18 protein-coding genes are annotated in these 17,389 nt (G+C 71.0%); 6 read left to right on the top strand and 12 right to left on the bottom strand.

Annotated features, from left to right (window positions below; all coding sequences use genetic code 11):
- Positions 1-50: 50 nt before the first annotated feature.
- Entirely contained in the window at positions 51-1,163 is a 1,113-nt protein-coding gene (locus AC2XR2_RS40140) for a glycoside hydrolase family 19 protein (RefSeq protein ID WP_381296848.1), read from the top strand.
- 26 nt (positions 1,164-1,189) lie between these two features.
- Here AC2XR2_RS40140 and AC2XR2_RS40135 read toward each other — a convergent pair whose 3' ends face one another.
- Complete coding sequence (locus tag AC2XR2_RS40135; RefSeq protein ID WP_381296850.1) at positions 1,190-1,882, bottom strand: FadR/GntR family transcriptional regulator; 693 nt, start codon at positions 1,880-1,882, stop codon at positions 1,190-1,192.
- Positions 1,883-2,144: 262 nt separating this feature from the next.
- Here AC2XR2_RS40135 and AC2XR2_RS40130 point away from each other — a divergent pair, with 262 nt between their 5' ends.
- Entirely contained in the window at positions 2,145-4,376 is a 2,232-nt protein-coding gene (locus AC2XR2_RS40130) for an alpha-L-fucosidase (protein ID WP_491517813.1), read from the top strand.
- Between the two features lie 65 nt (positions 4,377-4,441).
- Here the strand turns inward: AC2XR2_RS40130 and AC2XR2_RS40125 are convergent, their stop codons facing one another.
- The 3 genes from AC2XR2_RS40125 to AC2XR2_RS40115 form a co-directional block, all read right to left on the bottom strand.
- Positions 4,442-5,410, bottom strand: coding sequence for an NHL repeat-containing protein (locus AC2XR2_RS40125; RefSeq protein WP_491518582.1), 969 nt, complete (start codon positions 5,408-5,410; stop codon positions 4,442-4,444).
- 181 nt (positions 5,411-5,591) lie between these two features.
- Entirely contained in the window at positions 5,592-6,425 is an 834-nt protein-coding gene (locus AC2XR2_RS40120) for a PIG-L family deacetylase (protein ID WP_449350325.1), read from the bottom strand.
- A gap of 161 nt (positions 6,426-6,586) precedes the next feature.
- A complete protein-coding gene (locus AC2XR2_RS40115) occupies positions 6,587-7,192 on the bottom strand; it encodes a TetR/AcrR family transcriptional regulator (protein ID WP_491517812.1) in 606 nt (201 codons plus the stop codon).
- Between the two features lie 104 nt (positions 7,193-7,296).
- Between AC2XR2_RS40115 and AC2XR2_RS40110 the strand changes: the two genes are divergently transcribed.
- Entirely contained in the window at positions 7,297-8,193 is an 897-nt protein-coding gene (locus tag AC2XR2_RS40110) for an NAD(P)-dependent oxidoreductase (RefSeq protein WP_491517811.1), read from the top strand.
- Positions 8,194-8,266: 73 nt separating this feature from the next.
- Here AC2XR2_RS40110 and AC2XR2_RS40105 read toward each other — a convergent pair whose 3' ends face one another.
- The 6 genes from AC2XR2_RS40105 to AC2XR2_RS40080 all read right to left on the bottom strand — a co-directional run bounded on the left by AC2XR2_RS40105 (position 8,267) and on the right by AC2XR2_RS40080 (position 12,700).
- A complete protein-coding gene (locus AC2XR2_RS40105; protein ID WP_491517810.1) occupies positions 8,267-9,202 on the bottom strand; it encodes an anti-sigma factor RsbA family regulatory protein in 936 nt (311 codons plus the stop codon).
- Positions 9,199-9,513 (bottom strand): STAS domain-containing protein, encoded by a 315-nt coding sequence (locus AC2XR2_RS40100; protein WP_330269523.1) that lies wholly within the window; start codon positions 9,511-9,513, stop codon positions 9,199-9,201. The genes AC2XR2_RS40105 and AC2XR2_RS40100 overlap by 4 nt, the downstream gene beginning before the upstream one ends.
- A 117-nt stretch (positions 9,514-9,630) precedes the next feature.
- Entirely contained in the window at positions 9,631-10,035 is a 405-nt protein-coding gene (locus AC2XR2_RS40095) for a hypothetical protein (protein WP_491517809.1), read from the bottom strand.
- 219 nt (positions 10,036-10,254) lie between these two features.
- Positions 10,255-10,470, bottom strand: coding sequence for a hypothetical protein (locus AC2XR2_RS40090; RefSeq protein WP_381296864.1), 216 nt, complete (start codon positions 10,468-10,470; stop codon positions 10,255-10,257).
- 201 nt (positions 10,471-10,671) lie between these two features.
- Positions 10,672-11,517 carry a hypothetical protein gene (locus AC2XR2_RS40085; protein ID WP_491517808.1) on the bottom strand — a complete coding sequence of 282 codons (846 nt, stop codon included), beginning with the start codon at positions 11,515-11,517 and terminating at the stop codon, positions 10,672-10,674.
- Positions 11,518-11,734: 217 nt separating this feature from the next.
- The gene (locus AC2XR2_RS40080; protein ID WP_491517807.1) at positions 11,735-12,700 is read right to left on the bottom strand and encodes a pirin family protein; all 966 of its coding nucleotides are present in this window, start codon (positions 12,698-12,700) and stop codon (positions 11,735-11,737) included.
- Positions 12,701-12,835: 135 nt separating this feature from the next.
- Here AC2XR2_RS40080 and AC2XR2_RS40075 point away from each other — a divergent pair, with 135 nt between their 5' ends.
- Positions 12,836-13,318, top strand: coding sequence for a MarR family winged helix-turn-helix transcriptional regulator (locus AC2XR2_RS40075; protein WP_491517806.1), 483 nt, complete (start codon positions 12,836-12,838; stop codon positions 13,316-13,318).
- Positions 13,315-13,746, top strand: a complete 432-nt coding sequence (locus AC2XR2_RS40070; protein WP_491517805.1) for a MarR family transcriptional regulator — start codon at positions 13,315-13,317, stop codon at positions 13,744-13,746. Before AC2XR2_RS40075 ends, AC2XR2_RS40070 begins: the two co-directional genes overlap by 4 nt.
- 12 nt (positions 13,747-13,758) lie before the next feature.
- On the opposite strand, the gene AC2XR2_RS40065 is transcribed toward AC2XR2_RS40070, so the two are convergent.
- Positions 13,759-15,150 (bottom strand): PepSY-associated TM helix domain-containing protein, encoded by a 1,392-nt coding sequence (locus AC2XR2_RS40065; RefSeq protein WP_491517804.1) that lies wholly within the window; start codon positions 15,148-15,150, stop codon positions 13,759-13,761.
- A gap of 121 nt (positions 15,151-15,271) precedes the next feature.
- Between AC2XR2_RS40065 and AC2XR2_RS40060 the strand changes: the two genes are divergently transcribed.
- A complete protein-coding gene (locus AC2XR2_RS40060; RefSeq protein ID WP_491517803.1) occupies positions 15,272-15,919 on the top strand; it encodes a peptide deformylase in 648 nt (215 codons plus the stop codon).
- Here the strand turns inward: AC2XR2_RS40060 and AC2XR2_RS40055 are convergent.
- A complete protein-coding gene (locus AC2XR2_RS40055) occupies positions 15,916-17,355 on the bottom strand; it encodes a dihydrolipoyl dehydrogenase family protein (protein WP_491517802.1) in 1,440 nt (479 codons plus the stop codon). The genes AC2XR2_RS40060 and AC2XR2_RS40055 overlap by 4 nt on opposite strands.
- Positions 17,356-17,389: the final 34 nt, after the last annotated feature.

Genomic DNA, 17,389 nt, shown 5'->3' with positions numbered 1-17,389 from the left:
CTCACCAGGAGGGGCGGCTCCCCCACCCCCCTCAAGGAGCGTGCACACCCATGTCCTCATCCCTCCGCAGAGGCCGTCTCGCGGCCTTCGCCGCCCTCGGCGCCGTGCTCACCGCGCTGTGCACGGTGACCCCCGCCCACGCCGCCTCCGGCACCATCACCGGCCTCGCCGGCAAGTGCGTCGACGTGGCGGGCGCGTCCACCGCCAACGGCACGGCCGTACAGCTCTACGACTGCAACGGAACCGGCGCCCAGATCTGGTCCAACCCCGGTGACGGGACCCTGCGGGCGCTCGGCAAGTGTCTCGACGTCGCCGACCGCGGCACCGCCGACGGGGCGGCCGTACAGCTGTGGGACTGCTCGGGCGGCGCCAACCAGCAGTGGGTGGTCTCCGGCGCGCGGGACATCGTCAACCCGGCGGCGAACAAGTGCCTGGACGTGCGGGACAACAACAGCGCCAACGGCACCCGGTTGCAGATCTGGACCTGTGCGGGAACCGCCAACCAGAAGTGGAACGCGCCCGCGGGCGGCGGGAGCCAGCCGTCCGGATTCGTGGTCAGCGAGGCGCAGTTCAACCAGATGTTCCCGAGCCGGAACTCCTTCTACACCTACGGCGGCCTGGTGGCGGCGCTGAACGCCTACCCCGGCTTCGCGAACACCGGCAGCGACACGGTGCGGAAGCAGGAGGCGGCGGCCTTCCTCGCCAACGTGAACCACGAGACGGGCGGGCTGGTGCACATCGTCGAGCAGAACACCGCCAACTACCCGCACTACTGCGACTGGAACCAGCCGTACGGCTGCCCGGCCGGTCAGGCCGCCTACTACGGGCGCGGTCCGATCCAGCTGTCGTGGAACTTCAACTACAAGGCCGCGGGCGACGCGTTGGGGATCGATCTGCTCAACAACCCCTGGCTGGTGCAGAACGACTCGGCCGTGGCGTGGAAGACCGGCCTCTGGTACTGGAACACCCAGTCCGGACCCGGCACCATGACCCCGCACAACGCCATGGTCAACCAGGCCGGGTTCGGTCAGACGATCCGTTCCATCAACGGCTCACTGGAGTGCGACGGGCGCAACCCGGCCCAGGTGCAGAGCCGGGTCGACGCCTACAACCGCTTCACGTCGGTCCTCGGGGTCGCCCCCGGCGGCAACCTGTACTGCTGAAAGGGAAGCTCGCACCGGCGCCGCCGTCACTCGGCGGCGTCCAGGTGTGCCCTCAGCCACTGCTCGGTGTTGCTCACGTGCACCAGCGCGGTGGCCTGGCTGAGCGTGGCGTCGCGGCGGGACAGGGCCGCGAAGATCGCCTCGTGCTCGGCGAGCGTGCGGCCCGCGGCCTGGGCGTCGACCAGTCCGCGCCAGATGCGGGCGCGCAGGGTGCGGCCGGAGATGCCCTCCAGGAGCGTGAGCAGGGATTCGTTGCCGGTGGCCGTAACGACCGCGCGGTGGAACGCGGCATCGTGGGCGTTGAGCAGTTCGACGTCCTCGCGCGCCTCACGCATGGCGTCCAAGTGCCTTTTCACCTCGGCCAGTTGCTCGTCAGTGATGCGGGTCGCGGCGAGCGCCGTGGCCATCGGTTCGAGGAGCCGGCGTACCTCCATGAGGTCCCGCAGCGCGCCCGAGTCCCCCTGGAGGAGTTCCACCGCGCCGCCGAGCCCCTCCAGGAGCAGGCTCGGCTGGAGGCTGGTGACATAGGTGCCGTCGCCGCGCCGCACTTCCAGGACCCGGGCGACGGCCAGCGCCTTGACCGCCTCGCGGGCGAGGTTGCGGGACAGGCCCAGCTGAGCCGCGAGGTCCGGTTCCGGCGGCAGTTTCGAGCCAGGGGGCAGCGCTCCGGAGCGGATCAGCTCACGGATCTGCTCGATGGCCTTGTCCGTCAGGGACACCGCGAACTCCTTCCACCGCTCTTCAGCGATGTTGATGATAGAGCCCGGTGCGTCAGGTCTACGCCAAAGCACGATACATGTGATGTCTAGTGTCTCAGGAAAGGGTTATTACGGTCGAATTCCCCACCTGACTCAGTCAAACCCCGGTATTCATCCCTGTACGGTGGTTGACACGGACGGGACACAGGGCGGACCTTCATCCGTGGCATCCGTGCCATCCGGTTTCCGGGTCCCCGTCCCCCCTCCGCACCAGGGATCTCCCATGTCGAGTTCGCTCAGCAGACGTCAGTTCGTCGCCGGCGCCACCGCCGTCGTGGCGGCCGCGGTCACCACCGACGCGTTCGCCGCCGGCCGTGCCCTGGCCGCGCCCACCACTTACACCCCCACGTGGAACTCCGTGAACCAGCACCCGGCGGCCCCCGAATGGTTCCGCGACGCCAAGTTCGGCATCTACTTCCACTGGGGCGCCTTCAGCGTCCCCGCGTACGACAGCGAGTGGTACCCGCGCAACATGTACAGCGGCGGGAGCAACGCCAACAAGCACCACATCGCGACCTACGGCGACCCCTCGGTCTGGCCGTTCCACAACTTCATCGACGGCGCCGACGACCTCGTCGGCAACCACGTGCAGTTCGCGCCGAAGCTCAAGTCGGCGGGCGGTGCCTTCGACCCCGACGAGTGGGCGCAGCTGTTCGTGGACGCCGGAGCGAGGTTCGCCGGCCCGGTCGCCGAGCACCACGACGGCTTCTCCATGTGGGACAGCCAGGTCAACGAGTGGAACTCCGTGAGCAAGGGCCCCGGCCTGAACCTGCTGCGCCTGTTCACCGACGCCATCCGCGCCAAGAACCTCAAACTGCTCGTGGCCATGCACCACGCCTACCACTTCAACGGCTACTACGAGTTCGTGCCCGCGCAGACCGACCCGAGCCTGAAGAAGCTCTACGGCCAACTGGGTCCGGCGGCCGAGAACCAACTCTGGTACGACAAGCTCAAGGAGGTCATCGACCGGGCCCGGCCCGACATCCTCTGGCAGGACTTCAAGCTCGACGCGGTCGACGAGCAGCAGCGGCTCAACTTCCTGTCGTACTACTACAACCAGGCCAACTCCTGGGGCAGGGAGGTCGTCGCCACCTACAAGGACGGGCTCGACGGCCACGGCGAGGTCTTCGACTACGAGCGCGGCGGGCCGGGCGACCTCACCGCCCCCTACTGGCTCACGGACGACAGCATCTCCAGCTCCAGCTGGTGCTACACGCAGGGCATCGGCTACTACAGCGTCCAGCAGATGCTGCACGCGCTGATCGACCGGGTCAGCAAGAACGGCAACATGCTGCTGAACATCGCGCCCATGGCCGACGGCACCATTCCGCAGGGCCAGCGGGACGTCCTGCTGGCCATCGGCGACTACCTGAAGCGCTTCGGCGAGTCGGTCTACGGCACCCGGGCGTGGACGGCGTACGGCGAGGGCCCCACGAAGATGGGCGGCGGCGCCTTCACCACCCCCACGGCCGGTACCGCGCAGGACATCCGCTTCACCCGGAACAAGGCGAACACCGTGCTGTACGCCACCGTCCTCGGCTGGCCCGGCACCTCGCTGACGATCAAGACGCTCAACTCCGCCAGGATCGACGTCTCTTCGCTGAAGTCGGTGCAGCTGCTCAACCCGACCGCCGGCACCTACACGAACCTGGCGTCCCCTGCCCAGGGCGCGAACGGACTCACGGTCACCCTGCCGTCGTCGGCGCCGTTCAGCGCCGACGCGTACGTGCTGAAGCTGACCTTCACCGGTGCGATCCCGAGCCTGCGCCCGGCGGCAGGTGCCGTGGCCTTCCAGGACGTCGACTACGCGGGTACCGGTACCGTCCTGGAGATCGGCGACCACACCGCGGACGAACTGACCCTGGCCGGCCTCACCCCCCGTACCCTGTCCTCCCTGCGGCTCGCCCCGGGTTACCAGGTCATCGGCTACTCCGGTGACAACTTCACCGGCACGGCGTGGACCTTCACCGCGGACAACGCCGACCTGCGGAAGACCGGCAACAACGACGCGGTGACCTCTCTGAAGGTGCAGTTCAACCCGTCCCCGTACTTCGAGATCGTCAACGTCACCGACGGACTGGCCCTGGACAGCGGCGGCAACGTGGCCTCCGGGTCCAACCTCAAGCAGTGGGCCTGGGACGGCAGCCCCAACCTCCAGTGGCAGACGGTCGAGGTCGGTGGCGGCTACTACAAGCTGGTCAACCGCACCAACGGCATGGTCGCCGACGGCTGGGGCGGCACCGCCGACGGCTCCCCCGCCCGCCAGGCCGCCTGGAACGGCGGCACCAACCAGCAGTGGCTGATCACCCATCGCGGGGACGGCCGCTACTCGATCGCCAACCGCACCACCGGACTCGTCCTGGACGGCGGCGGCAGCGTGCCGTCCGGCTCGGTCACCAAGCAGTGGACGTACGGCTCCAGCACCAACCTGCTGTGGACGTTCACCGCGCTGTAGCCGAGGGACCGGCACCGGACACCTGCTCAGGTCTCTGAGCAGGTGTCCTGGCTCCTGGCCGGACCTCACCCACGGTTCAGACGGGCCAGCAGCAGGTTCGGGTCGGGCTCGGCGGCGAAGTACGAGGCGCTCGGGACGTGGACCGTGCGCTCGCGTACGGCCACGGAGGTCGGGTTCGAGAGACCGTCCTGCTGGGTGAGCACGACAGAGTGGGTACCGTCCGGGCAGACCACGACGACCTGGTTGGCGCTGTTGAGCGTGGCGAGGACGGTGTCGTCGTGGTGTGAGGTGAAGGCGAAGTCGTCGACGCCGCCGAGCCCTGTCGCCCGGGTCTCGACCAGACCCGCGGAGCCGTCCCGGCGTACGGGGATGCGCAGCAGCGTGCCGCGGTCGGTGTTGGACACCCAGACGGCCCCGCCGTGGACCTTGATGCCGTTGGCGCCGAAGCCGGTTCCGGACGGGACCGGCGCGAGGGCCGTCGCCGTGGCCCACGCGGTGGGCCGGCCTCCGGTCACCGGCACGCGCCAGACGGTTCCCCGTACCGAGTCGGCCGCGTAGAGCACGCCCCGGTGCTCGTCGAGGGCGAGGCCGTTGGGGAGCCCGTCGGCCGGCAGCTTCGCGATCTGACGGGGCTCGCCGCCGGGGGCGATGCGCCAGACGCCGGTCTCGGCGGTGCCGGTGGCGTAGTTGACGTACAGGGTGCCGTCGTGGGCGCGGGCGATGCCGAGCACGATGGCGTTGTGGACGACGGGGGTGTTCGGGTTCGCGACGGCGGGCAGGGTGACGCGGCTGCGGATGTCCCCGTGCCGGGTGACGTGGGCGACCTGGCGGGCGAAGGCGAAGGTCAGGTCGGCGGAGCCGTCCGGTTCGACCGCGATGTTCTCGGGCGTCTCCCCCGCGGCGAAGTCGAAGTGGGCGACCACGCGCGGCTGCGACACGACCGGCTCGTCACCGGACGCGGGAGCCGTGGCGAGGACGCCGACGGCGACGGCGGTGGCGGCGACAGCGGCGGCCAGCTGCGGGAGTCGGGGCATGAAGGGCATGTACCTCTCCTTGGACTGCGACACGGGCCACCGGTGTGGCGGCACCCGCAGCCTGCGGTACGCGGGCCGGTGACCGCCGCAGTCACGGCCGGGACATCGCCCTCGTGGCCTACGGATCGCAGAGGCGGCCCGCCGCCCCGGGACGGGGTCCGGCGGGCCGTTCGCGGGCGGGTCAGCGCAGTCCGGCGAAGAGATCGTTCTCGGGGACGGGTGCTCCGGTGGTGTCCTGGACGCGTACGAAGGTCTCCACGCCCATCAACTCGCCGAACCTCTCCTTGCCCATCTTGAGGAAGAAGATGTTCTCGCCCTGACTGGCGTGCGCGGCCAGGGCGTCGAACTTCTGGCCGCTGAACGCGGTCGTGTCCACCCACGTGGTGATCTCGTCGTCGGGCAGGCCCATCTCGACCGGCGCCGCCGCCTCGGCGGGATCCGGCTCCGGCACGTCCTCACCGAACTCGCGCATGATCTCGCCGAAGCGTCCCATCATCGAGCGGGGCATCGTCGTCCAGTACACCTTGGGCGTCAGATCGATCATCTCCAGCGCCGCCATCGTGATCCGGTGGGCCTGGATGTGGTCGGGGTGACCGTAGAAGCCGTTCTCGTCGTAGGTGACGACCACATCGGGACGGTAGTGCCGCATGAGTTCGGCGAGGCGGGCCGCACCTTCCTCCACGGGGGTCCGCCAGAACGATCCGGGGGCGTCGTTGGTGGGCCAGCCGACCATGCCGGAGTCGGCGTAGTCCAGCATCTCCAGATCGCTGATCTTCAGGACCCCGCAGCTCTCCGTGAGTTCATGGCGGCGCATCGCGGCGACCGCCGCCGGATCGTGCCCGGGATCGCCCGGCTTCACGCCCCCTGGTCCGTCACCGCAGCCGCCGTCGGTACAGGTCACGAGAACCGTGCGGACGCCTTCCGCCGCGTACCGCGCGAGGACTCCTCCGGTTCCGGTGGCCTCGTCGTCGGGGTGGGCGTGTACCGCCATCAGCGTCAAGGGCCGGTCAGTCATGAGAAACAGTCCTCCTGCAGGAACATGTCGTGAGTCCGTCGACCGATGCAACCGCGCCGACCGAGCCCACTGTTCCCGGCGTGACCCCGCGGGAGCTGACGAAACCGGTTCTGTCCCGTCAGGTCTCGGCGCCAACCCGGTCATGTCCGGCATGCCGTCGTTCAGGCGTCCGGGGCGCCCCGGGTCACGGCCGCGTCGAGCAGCGGGGCGAGTTCTCGGGACACGGTCGTCAGGGCGCGCACGTCCCGTTCGGCTCGGGCGAGGAGAATCGCCCCCTCCAGGGAGCTGAGCATGAGCGTGGCGAGCGAGGGCGCCCGTTCCGGGGGTACGCCCATGTCGACGAGGGCCGCCGCCACCGAGCCGTGCCAGTGGGCGAAGGCGGCGGAGGCGGCCTGTCGGGTGGAGTCGGTGCTCTCCGCGCAGTCGGCCGTGGCGGCGGCGACCGGACAGCCGCCCGCGAAGCCGGACGTCTCGTACTCGTCGGTCCACTGCCGCACCATCCCGGCGAAGAGCCCACTCGGCGTCGGCGTCGGCAGGGCGGCCAGGAAACGCGCGACGCGTCGTGAGGCGTACCGGCCGGCCCAGCCCACGGCCTCGTTGACCAGCTGTTCCTTGCCGCCGGGGAAGTAGTGCTGAAGCGAACCGCGCGGCGCCCCGGCGTGGGCGGCGACGTCACGCATCCCGGCGGCCGAGACCCCGCCGCGCCGGATCAGCTGGGCCGCGCTGAAGACCATCCGCTCGCGTGGCCCGCGTTCGGACACCGCCATGTCCCGCCTCCCGCTCCTCGATCTCCCGGCCCTCACTCTATGACCGTCGTCATAGACACGGCTACTATGACCGCTGTCATAGTCGACGGAGGCGGTGGAACGTCATGGCGTACGTGGGTTTCGTCGGGCTGGGGGTCATGGGGCAGGCCATGGCCCTCAACCTCGCACGGGCGGGGACCCCGTTGGTGGTCTGGAACCGCTCACCGGCCAGGTGCGCACCGCTGCGCGCCGCCGGGGCCGAGGTCGCGGCGAGCCCCGGCGAGGTCTTCGAGCGGGCCGGCACGGTGTTCCTCATGCTGGCCGACGAGACCGCCCTCGACACCGTCCTCGGACGCGGCACCGCGGACTTCCCGGGCCGGGTGGCCGACCGCACCGTCGTCCACATGGGGACGACCTCGGCGGAGTACTCGGGCGGCCTCCAGGACGACATCCGGGCCGCGGGCGGGCGGTATGTCGAGGCACCGGTGTCCGGTTCCCGGGTTCCGGCCGAGCGGGGCGAGCTGGTCGCCATGCTGGCGGGTGACGGGGACGCGGTGGCGGCCGTACGTCCGCTGCTGGCGCCCCTGTGCAAGGAGGCGTTCGACTGCGGCCCCGTCCCGGCCGCCCTGTTGACCAAGTTCTCGGTGAACCTGTTCCTGATCACCCTGGTCACCGGCCTCACCGAGGCGTTCCACTTCGCCGAACGGCAGGGGCTCGACGCACGGCTGCTCAGGGACGTCCTGGACGCGGGACCGATGGCCAGCTCCGTCTCCCGGATGAAGACGCCGAAACTGCTGGACCGCGACTTCGCCGTCCAGGCCGGGGCGGCTGACGTCCTGAAGAACAACCGCCTGATCGCCGAGGCCGCCCGCAGGACCGGCGTCGCCTCCCCACTCCTCGACGTGTGCCACGCCCTGTTCGGCGAGACGGTGGAGCAGGGGTACGGCGACGAGGACATGGTGGCCGTACTGCACGCGTTGGAGAGTCGCACGGCGCTCGACGGGCGTGCGTGGGCGGAGTGAGTGGCGGGGCGAGCGGCGGGGGTGAGCGGCGGGGCGAGCGGCCGTCACCTCCCCGCCGTGCCCCCGCGCGGTGTCACAAGCCGAGGTAGAAGCGCACGGTCGTACCGTCGTCGCCGGTGTGCACGCGCACCAGGTCGGCCACGTAGTGGACCATCATCAGGCCCCGGCCGCCCAACTGGCCGCGCTCCGGCGGGCGGCGGCCGGCCAGCGGGTCGGCCAGTCGGCCCGCATCGCGGACCTGACACACCAACTGCCCCTGCTCGGCCCAGACCGCGAGCGTCCCGTGGCCTCCGCCGTGGACGACGCTGTTGGTCGTCAGCTCCGCGACCGCCAGCTCCACGTCCATCAGCCGCTCTCCGACCATGCCCAGCCGCGTCGCCTGAGCGAGGGCGAACCGGCGGGCCGCCGGAAGATCCTCACCGCCGTAGGAGAAGGCCACCGCGTCCGGTGCGGGCGCGAGCACCTGGTTGTACCGATCGACGACCGCCTGCCAGTCGAAGACGCCGCTGACCGACTCACGGCCCTCCCCGCTGATGAGGGTCGGGTGGGTGATCCGCGCGTCGGCGATGACCTGCGGATCCAGCCCGACCTCGTCGTAGGGGCACAGGATCGTCACCGCCCGGCCCTCGAACGCGGCGTTGATCAGCGCTTCGTGCTGCGCACACGCCGGGTACTCCACCGCGCTGCGTCCGGCCCAGATCGGCTCGCCGATGATCCGCACACGCGACGTCGGGTGGGCGTCGGCGAATCCGCGCAGCACCTTGGGGATGATCCGTCCCGGGTTGCGGCCGGCCTCGGTCATGTCCAGGAAGAGGATGCCCTCGGCGTCCGCGCCCAGACCTGCCTTGATCAGCTCCAGGTTGGGGCCGGGCACCGCCACGGCCAAGGGCTCGCCGTTGGCCAGGCCCTGGCGCAGGAAGGCCACCGTCTGCCGCGTGTACTGCTGCTCGGTGCGGTAGAAGAGGGCGGGGTGCGCGAACGCCTCGCGGGTGGTCACCGTGCTCGTCACAGAGCCACCTCGATCCGGTCCAGGCCCGGCCAGAACATCTCCAGCACCCGCGGCAGCTGCGGCGGTGGATGCTCCACCACGACCCTCCCGTGGGGCAGGTTCATGGCGGTGACCGCCAGAGCGGTCACCCCGGCCACGTCGATGAACGCCACGTCCGACAGCTCCACGTACGACACACCCGCGTGCCGCCGGGCCAGCTCGGACAAGGCCCGTTCCCAGGACGGGCAGGTGAGGACGCTGATCTCACCGCGGGCTCGTATCCCCGTACGACCGGGCAACGGGCTCACCTCCAACGAAACCCTCCCGGGCATCGCCGGGGCGGATCCGACCACCGCATGTGGGGCATCCACGCTCGGACTCCTTCACATCAAGCCGCCTGCCGACCGTCCCGACACGGGCAGAGCAAAGGGCTCCCCCGAGGGGGCAGTTTATCCGGACGGCAGCGAGTGACCGTCGTCGTTCCCACCCGGGCTCCGCGGCGTCGCCGAGGTCCAGAACCCCGTTTCCCGCCTCTCGTACGACAGCCTGGCCCGCTCGAGCCAGGCGCTCACGTCGTCGGCCATCGAGGGGAACCGCTGCTTCATCGGCTCGGCCAACTCGAGGAGCTCGTCCCATGAGTCGGCCAGACAGGTTTCGTTCTCCAGCCCCATCGCGACGGCCGCGCGGAAGGCGTCGTCCGACCTCAGCCACCGCCGTCCGACCTCGATGATGCGTGTGCCGGATTCGACGTCGATGATCCATCCCATGGACAGGAGCTGCTCGGAGACGTAACCGGGCACGACGTTCGGGGCGCGGTGCTCGACCAGGAAGTTCATGACGTCCTCGATGTCCATGGCCCCATCCTCCTTCCCGCACCGACCGCTCCCGCACGATTTTCGGGCCGCCGATCCGAGGGAACGCGTGCTGCGAGCGGCCGCCTGCCAGGTGTTCGCCGCCACCCTGGGCCTCGCCCTGCTGACCGGCAACCGCACCGACCCGGCGCCCACCGGCTCCGGGGTCGGTACGGCCGAGCAACCCTCCCCGCCAGCAGGTCATGCCACCCCGTCCCGCCCTCAGGGGCTGCCCGACTGGGTGACGCCCTGTGCGAGTTGGCCGACGACGTCGACGATGGTCTGGCCGAACGCGGTAGGGGCTACCAGCACGCCGAAGACCAACACGATCAGGACGGTCAGCTTCTCGTCGTTCCGGCTTCGAGCCTCTGTGCGCCGCCGCAGCCGCACAAGGATGATCACCGCGAGCAACACCGCAACATTGATCGACAGAACCACCGACCAGCCCTCCCCGTCAGACAACCTCCACGCACACGTGTAGCCGGAACCACTCCGCGCGGTGGGTTGATTACTGATCGTTGGCGCCAAAACGCTTCTGCCCGTCCGGATTTCCGGCCTTGACCGGCATCAGGCGAACGACTGCGGCCAGGCACGTAGCGGCTCCACCCGGCCGACCAGTCACGAGCTCCGTTGCCCTTATCAGGGGCAAGCCCGGCGCGGGCGTATGCCCGCCTCCGGCCCGGAGCGCAGGGCAGCGCGGACGGGGTGGAAGGCACGGCGGCCATCCGGTTTCGCCAGCTCGGCGGCGATCGTCTCCCACGGGATGTTCCTGTCTCCCAGGGCGTTGAAGTACGGGTCGTCCTCAGGACCGTGCCAGGCACGGCGGAATCCGGTGTCGACCACCGGGTAGCCCAGGAGCCGGGCGAACAACGGATAGCGAAGCTCGTCGTTGCCGAGGGAGGGCGGGTCGGCGGCCGCGTAGTCGTCGAGGAACGCCCGCGGGAAACAGGGGCCCTCGCCCAGGCAGCCGTACGCGATCGGGTCGTCGCCGTCGTCGCAACCGTAGCCGTAGCGGGCCCGGGCGAAGGCCAGGAGATCGCCCCACTCCCGCGCCTCGTCCTCGCCGGCGATCCAACGCCAGTCGTCGCCGATGACGCTCAGCGGCGTCGGTGCGGTCAGGCCGACAGCCTGGAGCGGCACCGCGGCGTACAGCCGCTCCAGGGGCTCCGCCAGCAGCAGATCCCACTCGAGAAAATGCAGGACGTCGAAGGACAGCCGGTGACCTGCCTCGCGATACCAGTCCAGCAACAGCAAGTCGCCGTTCTTCCAGTTCCAGGGGCCACTGTGGCGGGAGACGTACAGGGCGTCCAGTCCCAGCATCCGCCGGCCGGCGAGGCGGAAGGCGGCGCCGCGAGGGCCACCCGGGCCGCCGAAGAGTCCGTGTACGGGCACCCCGGGGTTGAGCCGTCGCAGGAGAGCGATGCGGCCCCGGCAGACCAGGGGGTCACGGTGAAAGCGGAAGACCACGAGCCGTTTGACCGGCATGGGTCAATGCTAGCCATAACCCCCTTATGCGTGCATAGAGATCAGCGCGAAGAAGATCACGGTGGCGGTGACGCCGAGAAGTGCAGGCCAAGCCGCGGTCCGGCCTCGTCGAGAAGCAGCGCTGTCAACCACCTTCCAGGGACCGTGCGCAGCCGAGCCGCATCGCCCCGTCGCCTCCCACTCGACAGCGGGACGCAGAATCAGCCATTCCCGCAGGTCAGCGCACCCGGCCCCGCGGCTTCAACGGCACCGGCGGCAACTCCGGAGCGGGCAGCGGAGCGCCGTCGTACCCCTTCACCTCACCGAACCGCGTCCCCTCCATCCAGTCCCGACGTGCCTGCTCGATCTCGCCCTGCGAGCGCCCGATCCAGTTCCAGAACATGACGAGCTCCTCCTCGAACGGCTCGCCCCCCAGAAGCATCAGGCCCGCGTCCGACTCGGCGCGCAGCGGGAGTTCGGTGCGGCCGCAGCCGAGGTAGAGCATCGAGCCGGGCAGGACCGGTACCCCGTCCACGTGGGCCTCGCCGGACATCGACAGCACGGCGTACTCGAAGTCCGGTTCCAGCGGCAGCCGTACGTCCGCGCCGCCGGCCAGGGTCAGGTCCGCGCCGACGATGGGGGTGTACGCGGTACCGGGCGAGCGGGCGCCGTCGAGGTCGCCCAGGATGAGCGTGGCCGTCAGACCCGGCGCCGTGATCTGCGGCAGCTCGGCGTGGTGCTCGAAGCGCGGGTCGGTGTGGCGGTGGCCGTCCGGGAGGGCGACCCAGAGCTGGGCCCCGTGCAGGAAGCGGGCGTGGGACTTCGGGCTCTCCTCGGAGTGGCTGATCGCGCGCCCGGAGGTCATCAGGCCCAGCTCACGGGGGCGGATCGTCTGCAGGCTGCCGGTGGAGTCCCGGTGCAGCACCTCGCCCTGGTGCAGCCAGCTCACCGTCTGGAGGCCCATGTGCGGGTGCGGGGGCACCTGCATGCCGGGTTCGTCGGCGATGTCGTCGGGTCCGTAGTGATCGACGAAACACCAGGCGCCGACCATGCGACGGCCCAGGTTGGGCAGCAGCCGGCGCACCTCGCTGGACTCGCCGAGCTTGACGCGGCGAGGGCTGAGGAGTTCACGCACGGGTTCCGCCACCACGAAGCCGCGGCCACCGCACAGGGCGGGAACCGCCTCGCGATCAAGATTGCTCATGCCGCCCAACCTAGCCCCGTGAAGCGTTCCCCGTCAGGCCGTCCTTCGGGCACAGCGGCGGACCGACAGCGGCAGACCCCATCCGACCGCCGAAAACAGTAGCCATGTACATAGTAGCCATGTACTGTATCGAGCATGAGTACGGCACCCGAGGGCGCGACGCCCGGTTTCCTGGTCTGGCGACTGTCGATGAAGTGGCGCGTCGCGGTGGACCGCGCGGTGGCCCCGCTCGGCCTGACCCACGCCCAGTACTCGCTGGTGGCCTCGCTGCACGGCATGCAGCGCCGCGGCGAGCGGCCCAGCCAGCGCCGCCTCGCCGACCACACCGGCCTCGAACCGCTCTACGTCTCCAAGCTGGCGCGCTCCCTGGAGAGCGCCGGGCTCCTGGAGCGCACCCGCGACCCGCGCGACCCGCGCGCGGTGCAACTGGCGCTCACCGAGGAGGGCCGCGAGCGGACCCGGCAGGCCGTCACGGTCGTCCAGGGGCTCCTGGAGCAGTTGCTGGCACCACTGGGCGGCCTGGACAGCACGCGCACGCGGGACTTCAAGCGCGAGCTCGCGGTCCTGCTCGACGCACCTCTCGACCCGACGAACGACACTCCCAAGGAGCGGTCATGACCACCAATCCCCGTGTCATCGCCCTGGCCCACTACGCCGGCCGGGCCCTGCTGGAGAACGCGCTGGCCCGTCACGGCCTGACCTTCCAGCAGTCCGTCACGCTACGGCCGGCCGCGCTCGCCGGCGGGCCCCTCCACCGGGACCGGCTCGTCGCCGACGTGGTCGGCTCGCTCAAGATCGACGCGGCGGAGGCGCACGCCGTGGTCGACGAACTGCTCGCCGCGGGGCTGCTCGCTCCGGAGGGGACGTCCGAGGTGCGGATCACGCGGGCCGGGCGGGACCTGTACGAGACGACGTCCGCCGAGACCGCGCCCCTCACCGCCCGGATCTACGCGGGCATCCCCGAGGAGGACCTGGCCGTGGCCGGGCGCGTCCTCGGCCTCATCACCGAGCGGGCCAACAGGGAACTCGCCGCGCTGCCCGAGTAGCAGCGACCGGCCTCAGGCCGCCGCCTTCTTCCCCTTCCGGTGGGCGATCTCACCGAGCATCACATCCGCCACGATGAACCCGGCCAGCGGGATGCCGAGCAGCGGCACGAAGTAGCCGAGGACGGCGACGAGGACCACGCCCGGCACCAGGATCTGCGGTGGCACCTGCTGCCAGGCGCCGCGCGGGACCGGTCGCCCGAAGGCGGAGCCGCGGCCGCGCTGCCACCACATCCGGTAGCCCCACACGATCAGCAGGACCAGGGACAGCGCGAGGATCATCAGGGCGATCTGGTTGACCAGCCCGAACAGGACGCCGGTGTGCAGGTCGATGCCCCAGCGGGTGAGCTTGGCGAGCAGCGGGTAGTCGGCGAACCGCAGTGTGTCGGTGACCTCGCCGGTGGTCGGGTCGACGGCGACGGAGTCCTGCTTCTCGGGCCAGCTGCGCTGCACCTGTCGTACGACATAGGTGGACGACGCGTCGGCGGGCGGGACGATCTCGACGGGGTCACCGAGACCCTCGGCGCGGGCGGCGGCCAGCACCTTGTCGAGGCCGACGCCGTGCTCGGCGTCCCCGGCCGAGGCGGAGGCGCCGTGGCCCGAGTGGTCGCCGCCCGCCGAGGAGGAGACCGACGGGGTGGACTGGCCGAGCGAGGTGCGCAGTTCGTCGATGTTGGCGCCCGCGTACGTGGACCAGGTCAGACCGGTCGCGGACAGGAAGAAGAACCCGGCCGCGGCCCACACTCCGACGCTGCCGTGCAGGCCGAGGGTGCGGCGACGCCCGCTGGTGCCGCGGACCTTGCGCAGGGCGCGGCGGCGGGAGAACCACAGCACGATGCCGCCGCCCGCGATGACCCACAGCCAGCTGGCGGCGAACTCGCTGTAGAGGCGGCCGTTCTCGCCGAGGTGGAGGTCGCGGTGGAACTCGTCGATCCAGGTGCGCAGCGGCAGTGCGCCGGTGGAGCCGTACTGCTCCAGTGCGCCGCGGACCTTGCCGGTGTAGGGGTCGACGAACACGGCGAGCGTGTGGTTCGGGTCGACGCCCGGCACGCCCGACAGCATCACCCTGGTGGTCGCGTCGACCTCGGGAGAGGGCCGTACGGCCGAGACGGTGCCCTCGGGATGCGCCTTGCGGGCCGCGTCCACCTGCGCGGAGACGGGCAGTTGGGTGTCGCCGACAGCGGCGACGGTCATCTCGTCGCGGTAGACGATCTTCTCGGCCTGGAAGGCTCCGGCGTAGAGGAAGCCGGTGACGGCGGCGATCAGCAGGAAGGGGGCGACGAACACGCCGGCGTAGAAGTGCAGGCGCAGCACGAGCGGGCGCAGCGGGGCCCAACTGCCGCGGGCCGGTGCCGGAGCCTCCGGCCCGGGGGCCTCGTCCGTGGTCGTCGTGGGAGCGGTGGACATCGGCGGCTTCTCCGGGGGCTGGGGACGGTAGCGGTCCAGTAGTCGGAGAGCGGGACCGCCGAGTTCCCGCCCCTCCGAGTGACCTGCGTCACACCTTCCGTTCTCGTGGCATCCTGGCGCGATGGCAACTCCGAGCCCCCGCAAGCCCCTTGCCGACCTGGTCGAGGAACTCCTCACCCCGGACGGCCCGCTCCCGGTCGTCGCGGCCGGCGATCCGGTACTGCGCCAGACCGTCCAGCCTTACGACGGCCGCCTGGACGCCGCCCTCTTTTCCCGCTTCGTCGAGGCCCTCCGCATCACGATGCACGCGGCGCCCGGCGTCGGGCTCGCCGCCCCTCAGGTCGGGGTCCCCCTGCGGATCGCGGTGATCGAGGACCCCGCCCCGGTACCGGAGGAGGTGCGGCTGGCGCGCGGACGCGTCCCGCAGCCGTTCCGGGTCCTGGTCAATCCGTCGTACGAGGCGGTCGGTGCCGAGCGGGTCGCGTTCTTCGAGGGCTGTCTGAGCGTGCCGGGCTGGCAGGCCGTGGTGGCACGGCCTGCCGCGGTCCGTCTGACCTGCGAGGACGAGCTCGGCCGACCGGTGGACGAGGTGTTCAGCGGCTGGCCCGCGCGGATCGTCCAGCACGAGACGGACCACCTCGACGGCACTCTCTACCTCGACCGCGCGGAGCTGCGCTCGCTGTCCTCGAACCAGGCGATGGCCGAGCGCTGGCCGCAGCCGACGCCGGAGCGGGCGGCCGCGTCCCTCGGTTTCGAGCTGCCGTCCTAGTTGTCCCGGTAGGTCTCCAGCAGCCGCAGCCAGATCTCACTGATCGTCGGGAACGCCGGGACCGCGTGCCACAGCCTGCTGATCGGGACCTGCCCGGCGACCGCGATCGTGGCGGAGTGGATCAGCTCGCCGACGCCGGGGCCGACGAAGGTGACGCCGAGGAGGATCTCGCGCTCCAGGTCGACGACCATGCGGGCGCGCCCTCGGTAGCCCTCGGCGTAGAGCCCGGCACCGGAGACGTTCGCGAGGTCGTAGTCGACCGCGCGGACCCGGTGGCCCGCCTGTTCGGCCTCGGCCAGGGACAGGCCCACGGCGGCCGCCTCCGGGTCGGTGAAGACGACCTGGGGCACGGCGGCGTGGTCGGCGGTCGCCGTGTGCGCGCCCCAGGGTTCCGCCTGGACGGAGGTGCCCGAGGCGCGGGCGGCGATGGCGGCGCCCGCGATGCGCGCCTGGTACTTGCCCTGGTGGGTGAGGAGCGCGCGGTGGTTGACGTCGCCGACGGCGTAGAGCCAGTCGCTGCCGGTGACGCGGAGGCTGTCGTCGACCTCCAGCCAGCTGCCGGGCTCCCGGCCGATCGTGTCGAGGCCGATGTCGTCGGTGTGCGGGGCGCGTCCGGTGGCGAAGAGGATCTCGTCGGCCTCGATGCGGTCGCCGGTGCCGGTGACGACCACGACCGTGCCGTTCTCGCGGGTCACCGACTCGACCGAGGTGCCGGTGCGGACGTCGACGCCGGCCTCGGTGAGGGCGTCGGCGACGAGTTCGCCGGCGAACGGCTCCATGCGGTTGAGCAGGCCCTTCCCGCGTACCAGGAGGGTGACCTGTGAGCCGAGGGCCTGCCAGGCCGTGGCCATCTCGGTGGCGACCACTCCCCCGCCGACCACGACCAGGCGTCCGGGTGCCGTCTGCGCGCTGGTCGCCTCACGGCTGGTCCACGGTTTGACCCGTTCGAGGTCCGGCAGGTCGGGCAGGACGGCCCGGGTGCCGGTGCAGACGGCCACGGCGTGCCGGGCGGTCAGCACCGTGCGCGTGCCGTCGGAGGCGGTGACCGTGACCGTGCGTTCCCCGCTGAGCCGGCCGTGACCGCGATGGAGGTCGACGCCGACGCTCTGGAGCCAGCCGACCTGGCCGTCGTCCTTCCAGTCGGAGGTGAACCAGTTGCGGCGGGTGAGGATCGCGGTCGTGTCGAGGGGGCCCTGCACCGATGCGCTCAGGCCCGGCACCCGGCGGGCGTCGGCCTGGGCGATCACCGGCCGCAGCAGGGCCTTGCTCGGGATGCAGGCCCAGTAGGAGCACTCTCCGCCGACCAGCTCGCTCTCCACGACCGCGGTGGACAGGCCCGCCGCACGGGTGCGGTCGGCCACGTTCTCCCCCACGGGTCCGGCACCGAGCACCACTACGTCGTAGGTGCGGGAGGCGTTGTTTTCCGTTTCCGTCATGGGCCCAGTCTGGTGGGTGGTGTGCGCTCGGGCC

It is taken from the genome of Streptomyces sp. LS-MS-L19 (assembly GCF_058382285.1).
The sequence above is the reverse complement of the archived record's forward strand: the minus strand, read 5'-3'. Positions and strand labels throughout refer to the sequence as shown.

Coding starts and splice junctions, on each gene's coding strand:
- AC2XR2_RS40100 (WP_330269523.1), bottom strand. CDS start 9,513: ATGCCCGGGAGGGTTTCGTTGGAGGTGAGCCCGTTGCCCGGTCGTACG.
- AC2XR2_RS40055 (WP_491517802.1), bottom strand. CDS start 17,355: ATGACGGAAACGGAAAACAACGCCTCCCGCACCTACGACGTAGTGGTG.
- AC2XR2_RS40075 (WP_491517806.1), top strand. CDS start 12,836: ATGAGTACGGCACCCGAGGGCGCGACGCCCGGTTTCCTGGTCTGGCGA.
- AC2XR2_RS40060 (WP_491517803.1), top strand. CDS start 15,272: ATGGCAACTCCGAGCCCCCGCAAGCCCCTTGCCGACCTGGTCGAGGAA.
- AC2XR2_RS40130 (WP_491517813.1), top strand. CDS start 2,145: ATGTCGAGTTCGCTCAGCAGACGTCAGTTCGTCGCCGGCGCCACCGCC.
- AC2XR2_RS40115 (WP_491517812.1), bottom strand. CDS start 7,192: ATGGCGGTGTCCGAACGCGGGCCACGCGAGCGGATGGTCTTCAGCGCG.
- AC2XR2_RS40065 (WP_491517804.1), bottom strand. CDS start 15,150: ATGTCCACCGCTCCCACGACGACCACGGACGAGGCCCCCGGGCCGGAG.
- AC2XR2_RS40070 (WP_491517805.1), top strand. CDS start 13,315: ATGACCACCAATCCCCGTGTCATCGCCCTGGCCCACTACGCCGGCCGG.
- AC2XR2_RS40140 (WP_381296848.1), top strand. CDS start 51: ATGTCCTCATCCCTCCGCAGAGGCCGTCTCGCGGCCTTCGCCGCCCTC.
- AC2XR2_RS40120 (WP_449350325.1), bottom strand. CDS start 6,425: ATGACTGACCGGCCCTTGACGCTGATGGCGGTACACGCCCACCCCGAC.
- AC2XR2_RS40125 (WP_491518582.1), bottom strand. CDS start 5,410: ATGCCCCGACTCCCGCAGCTGGCCGCCGCTGTCGCCGCCACCGCCGTC.
- AC2XR2_RS40110 (WP_491517811.1), top strand. CDS start 7,297: ATGGCGTACGTGGGTTTCGTCGGGCTGGGGGTCATGGGGCAGGCCATG.
- AC2XR2_RS40085 (WP_491517808.1), bottom strand. CDS start 11,517: ATGCCGGTCAAACGGCTCGTGGTCTTCCGCTTTCACCGTGACCCCCTG.
- AC2XR2_RS40080 (WP_491517807.1), bottom strand. CDS start 12,700: ATGAGCAATCTTGATCGCGAGGCGGTTCCCGCCCTGTGCGGTGGCCGC.
- AC2XR2_RS40095 (WP_491517809.1), bottom strand. CDS start 10,035: ATGGACATCGAGGACGTCATGAACTTCCTGGTCGAGCACCGCGCCCCG.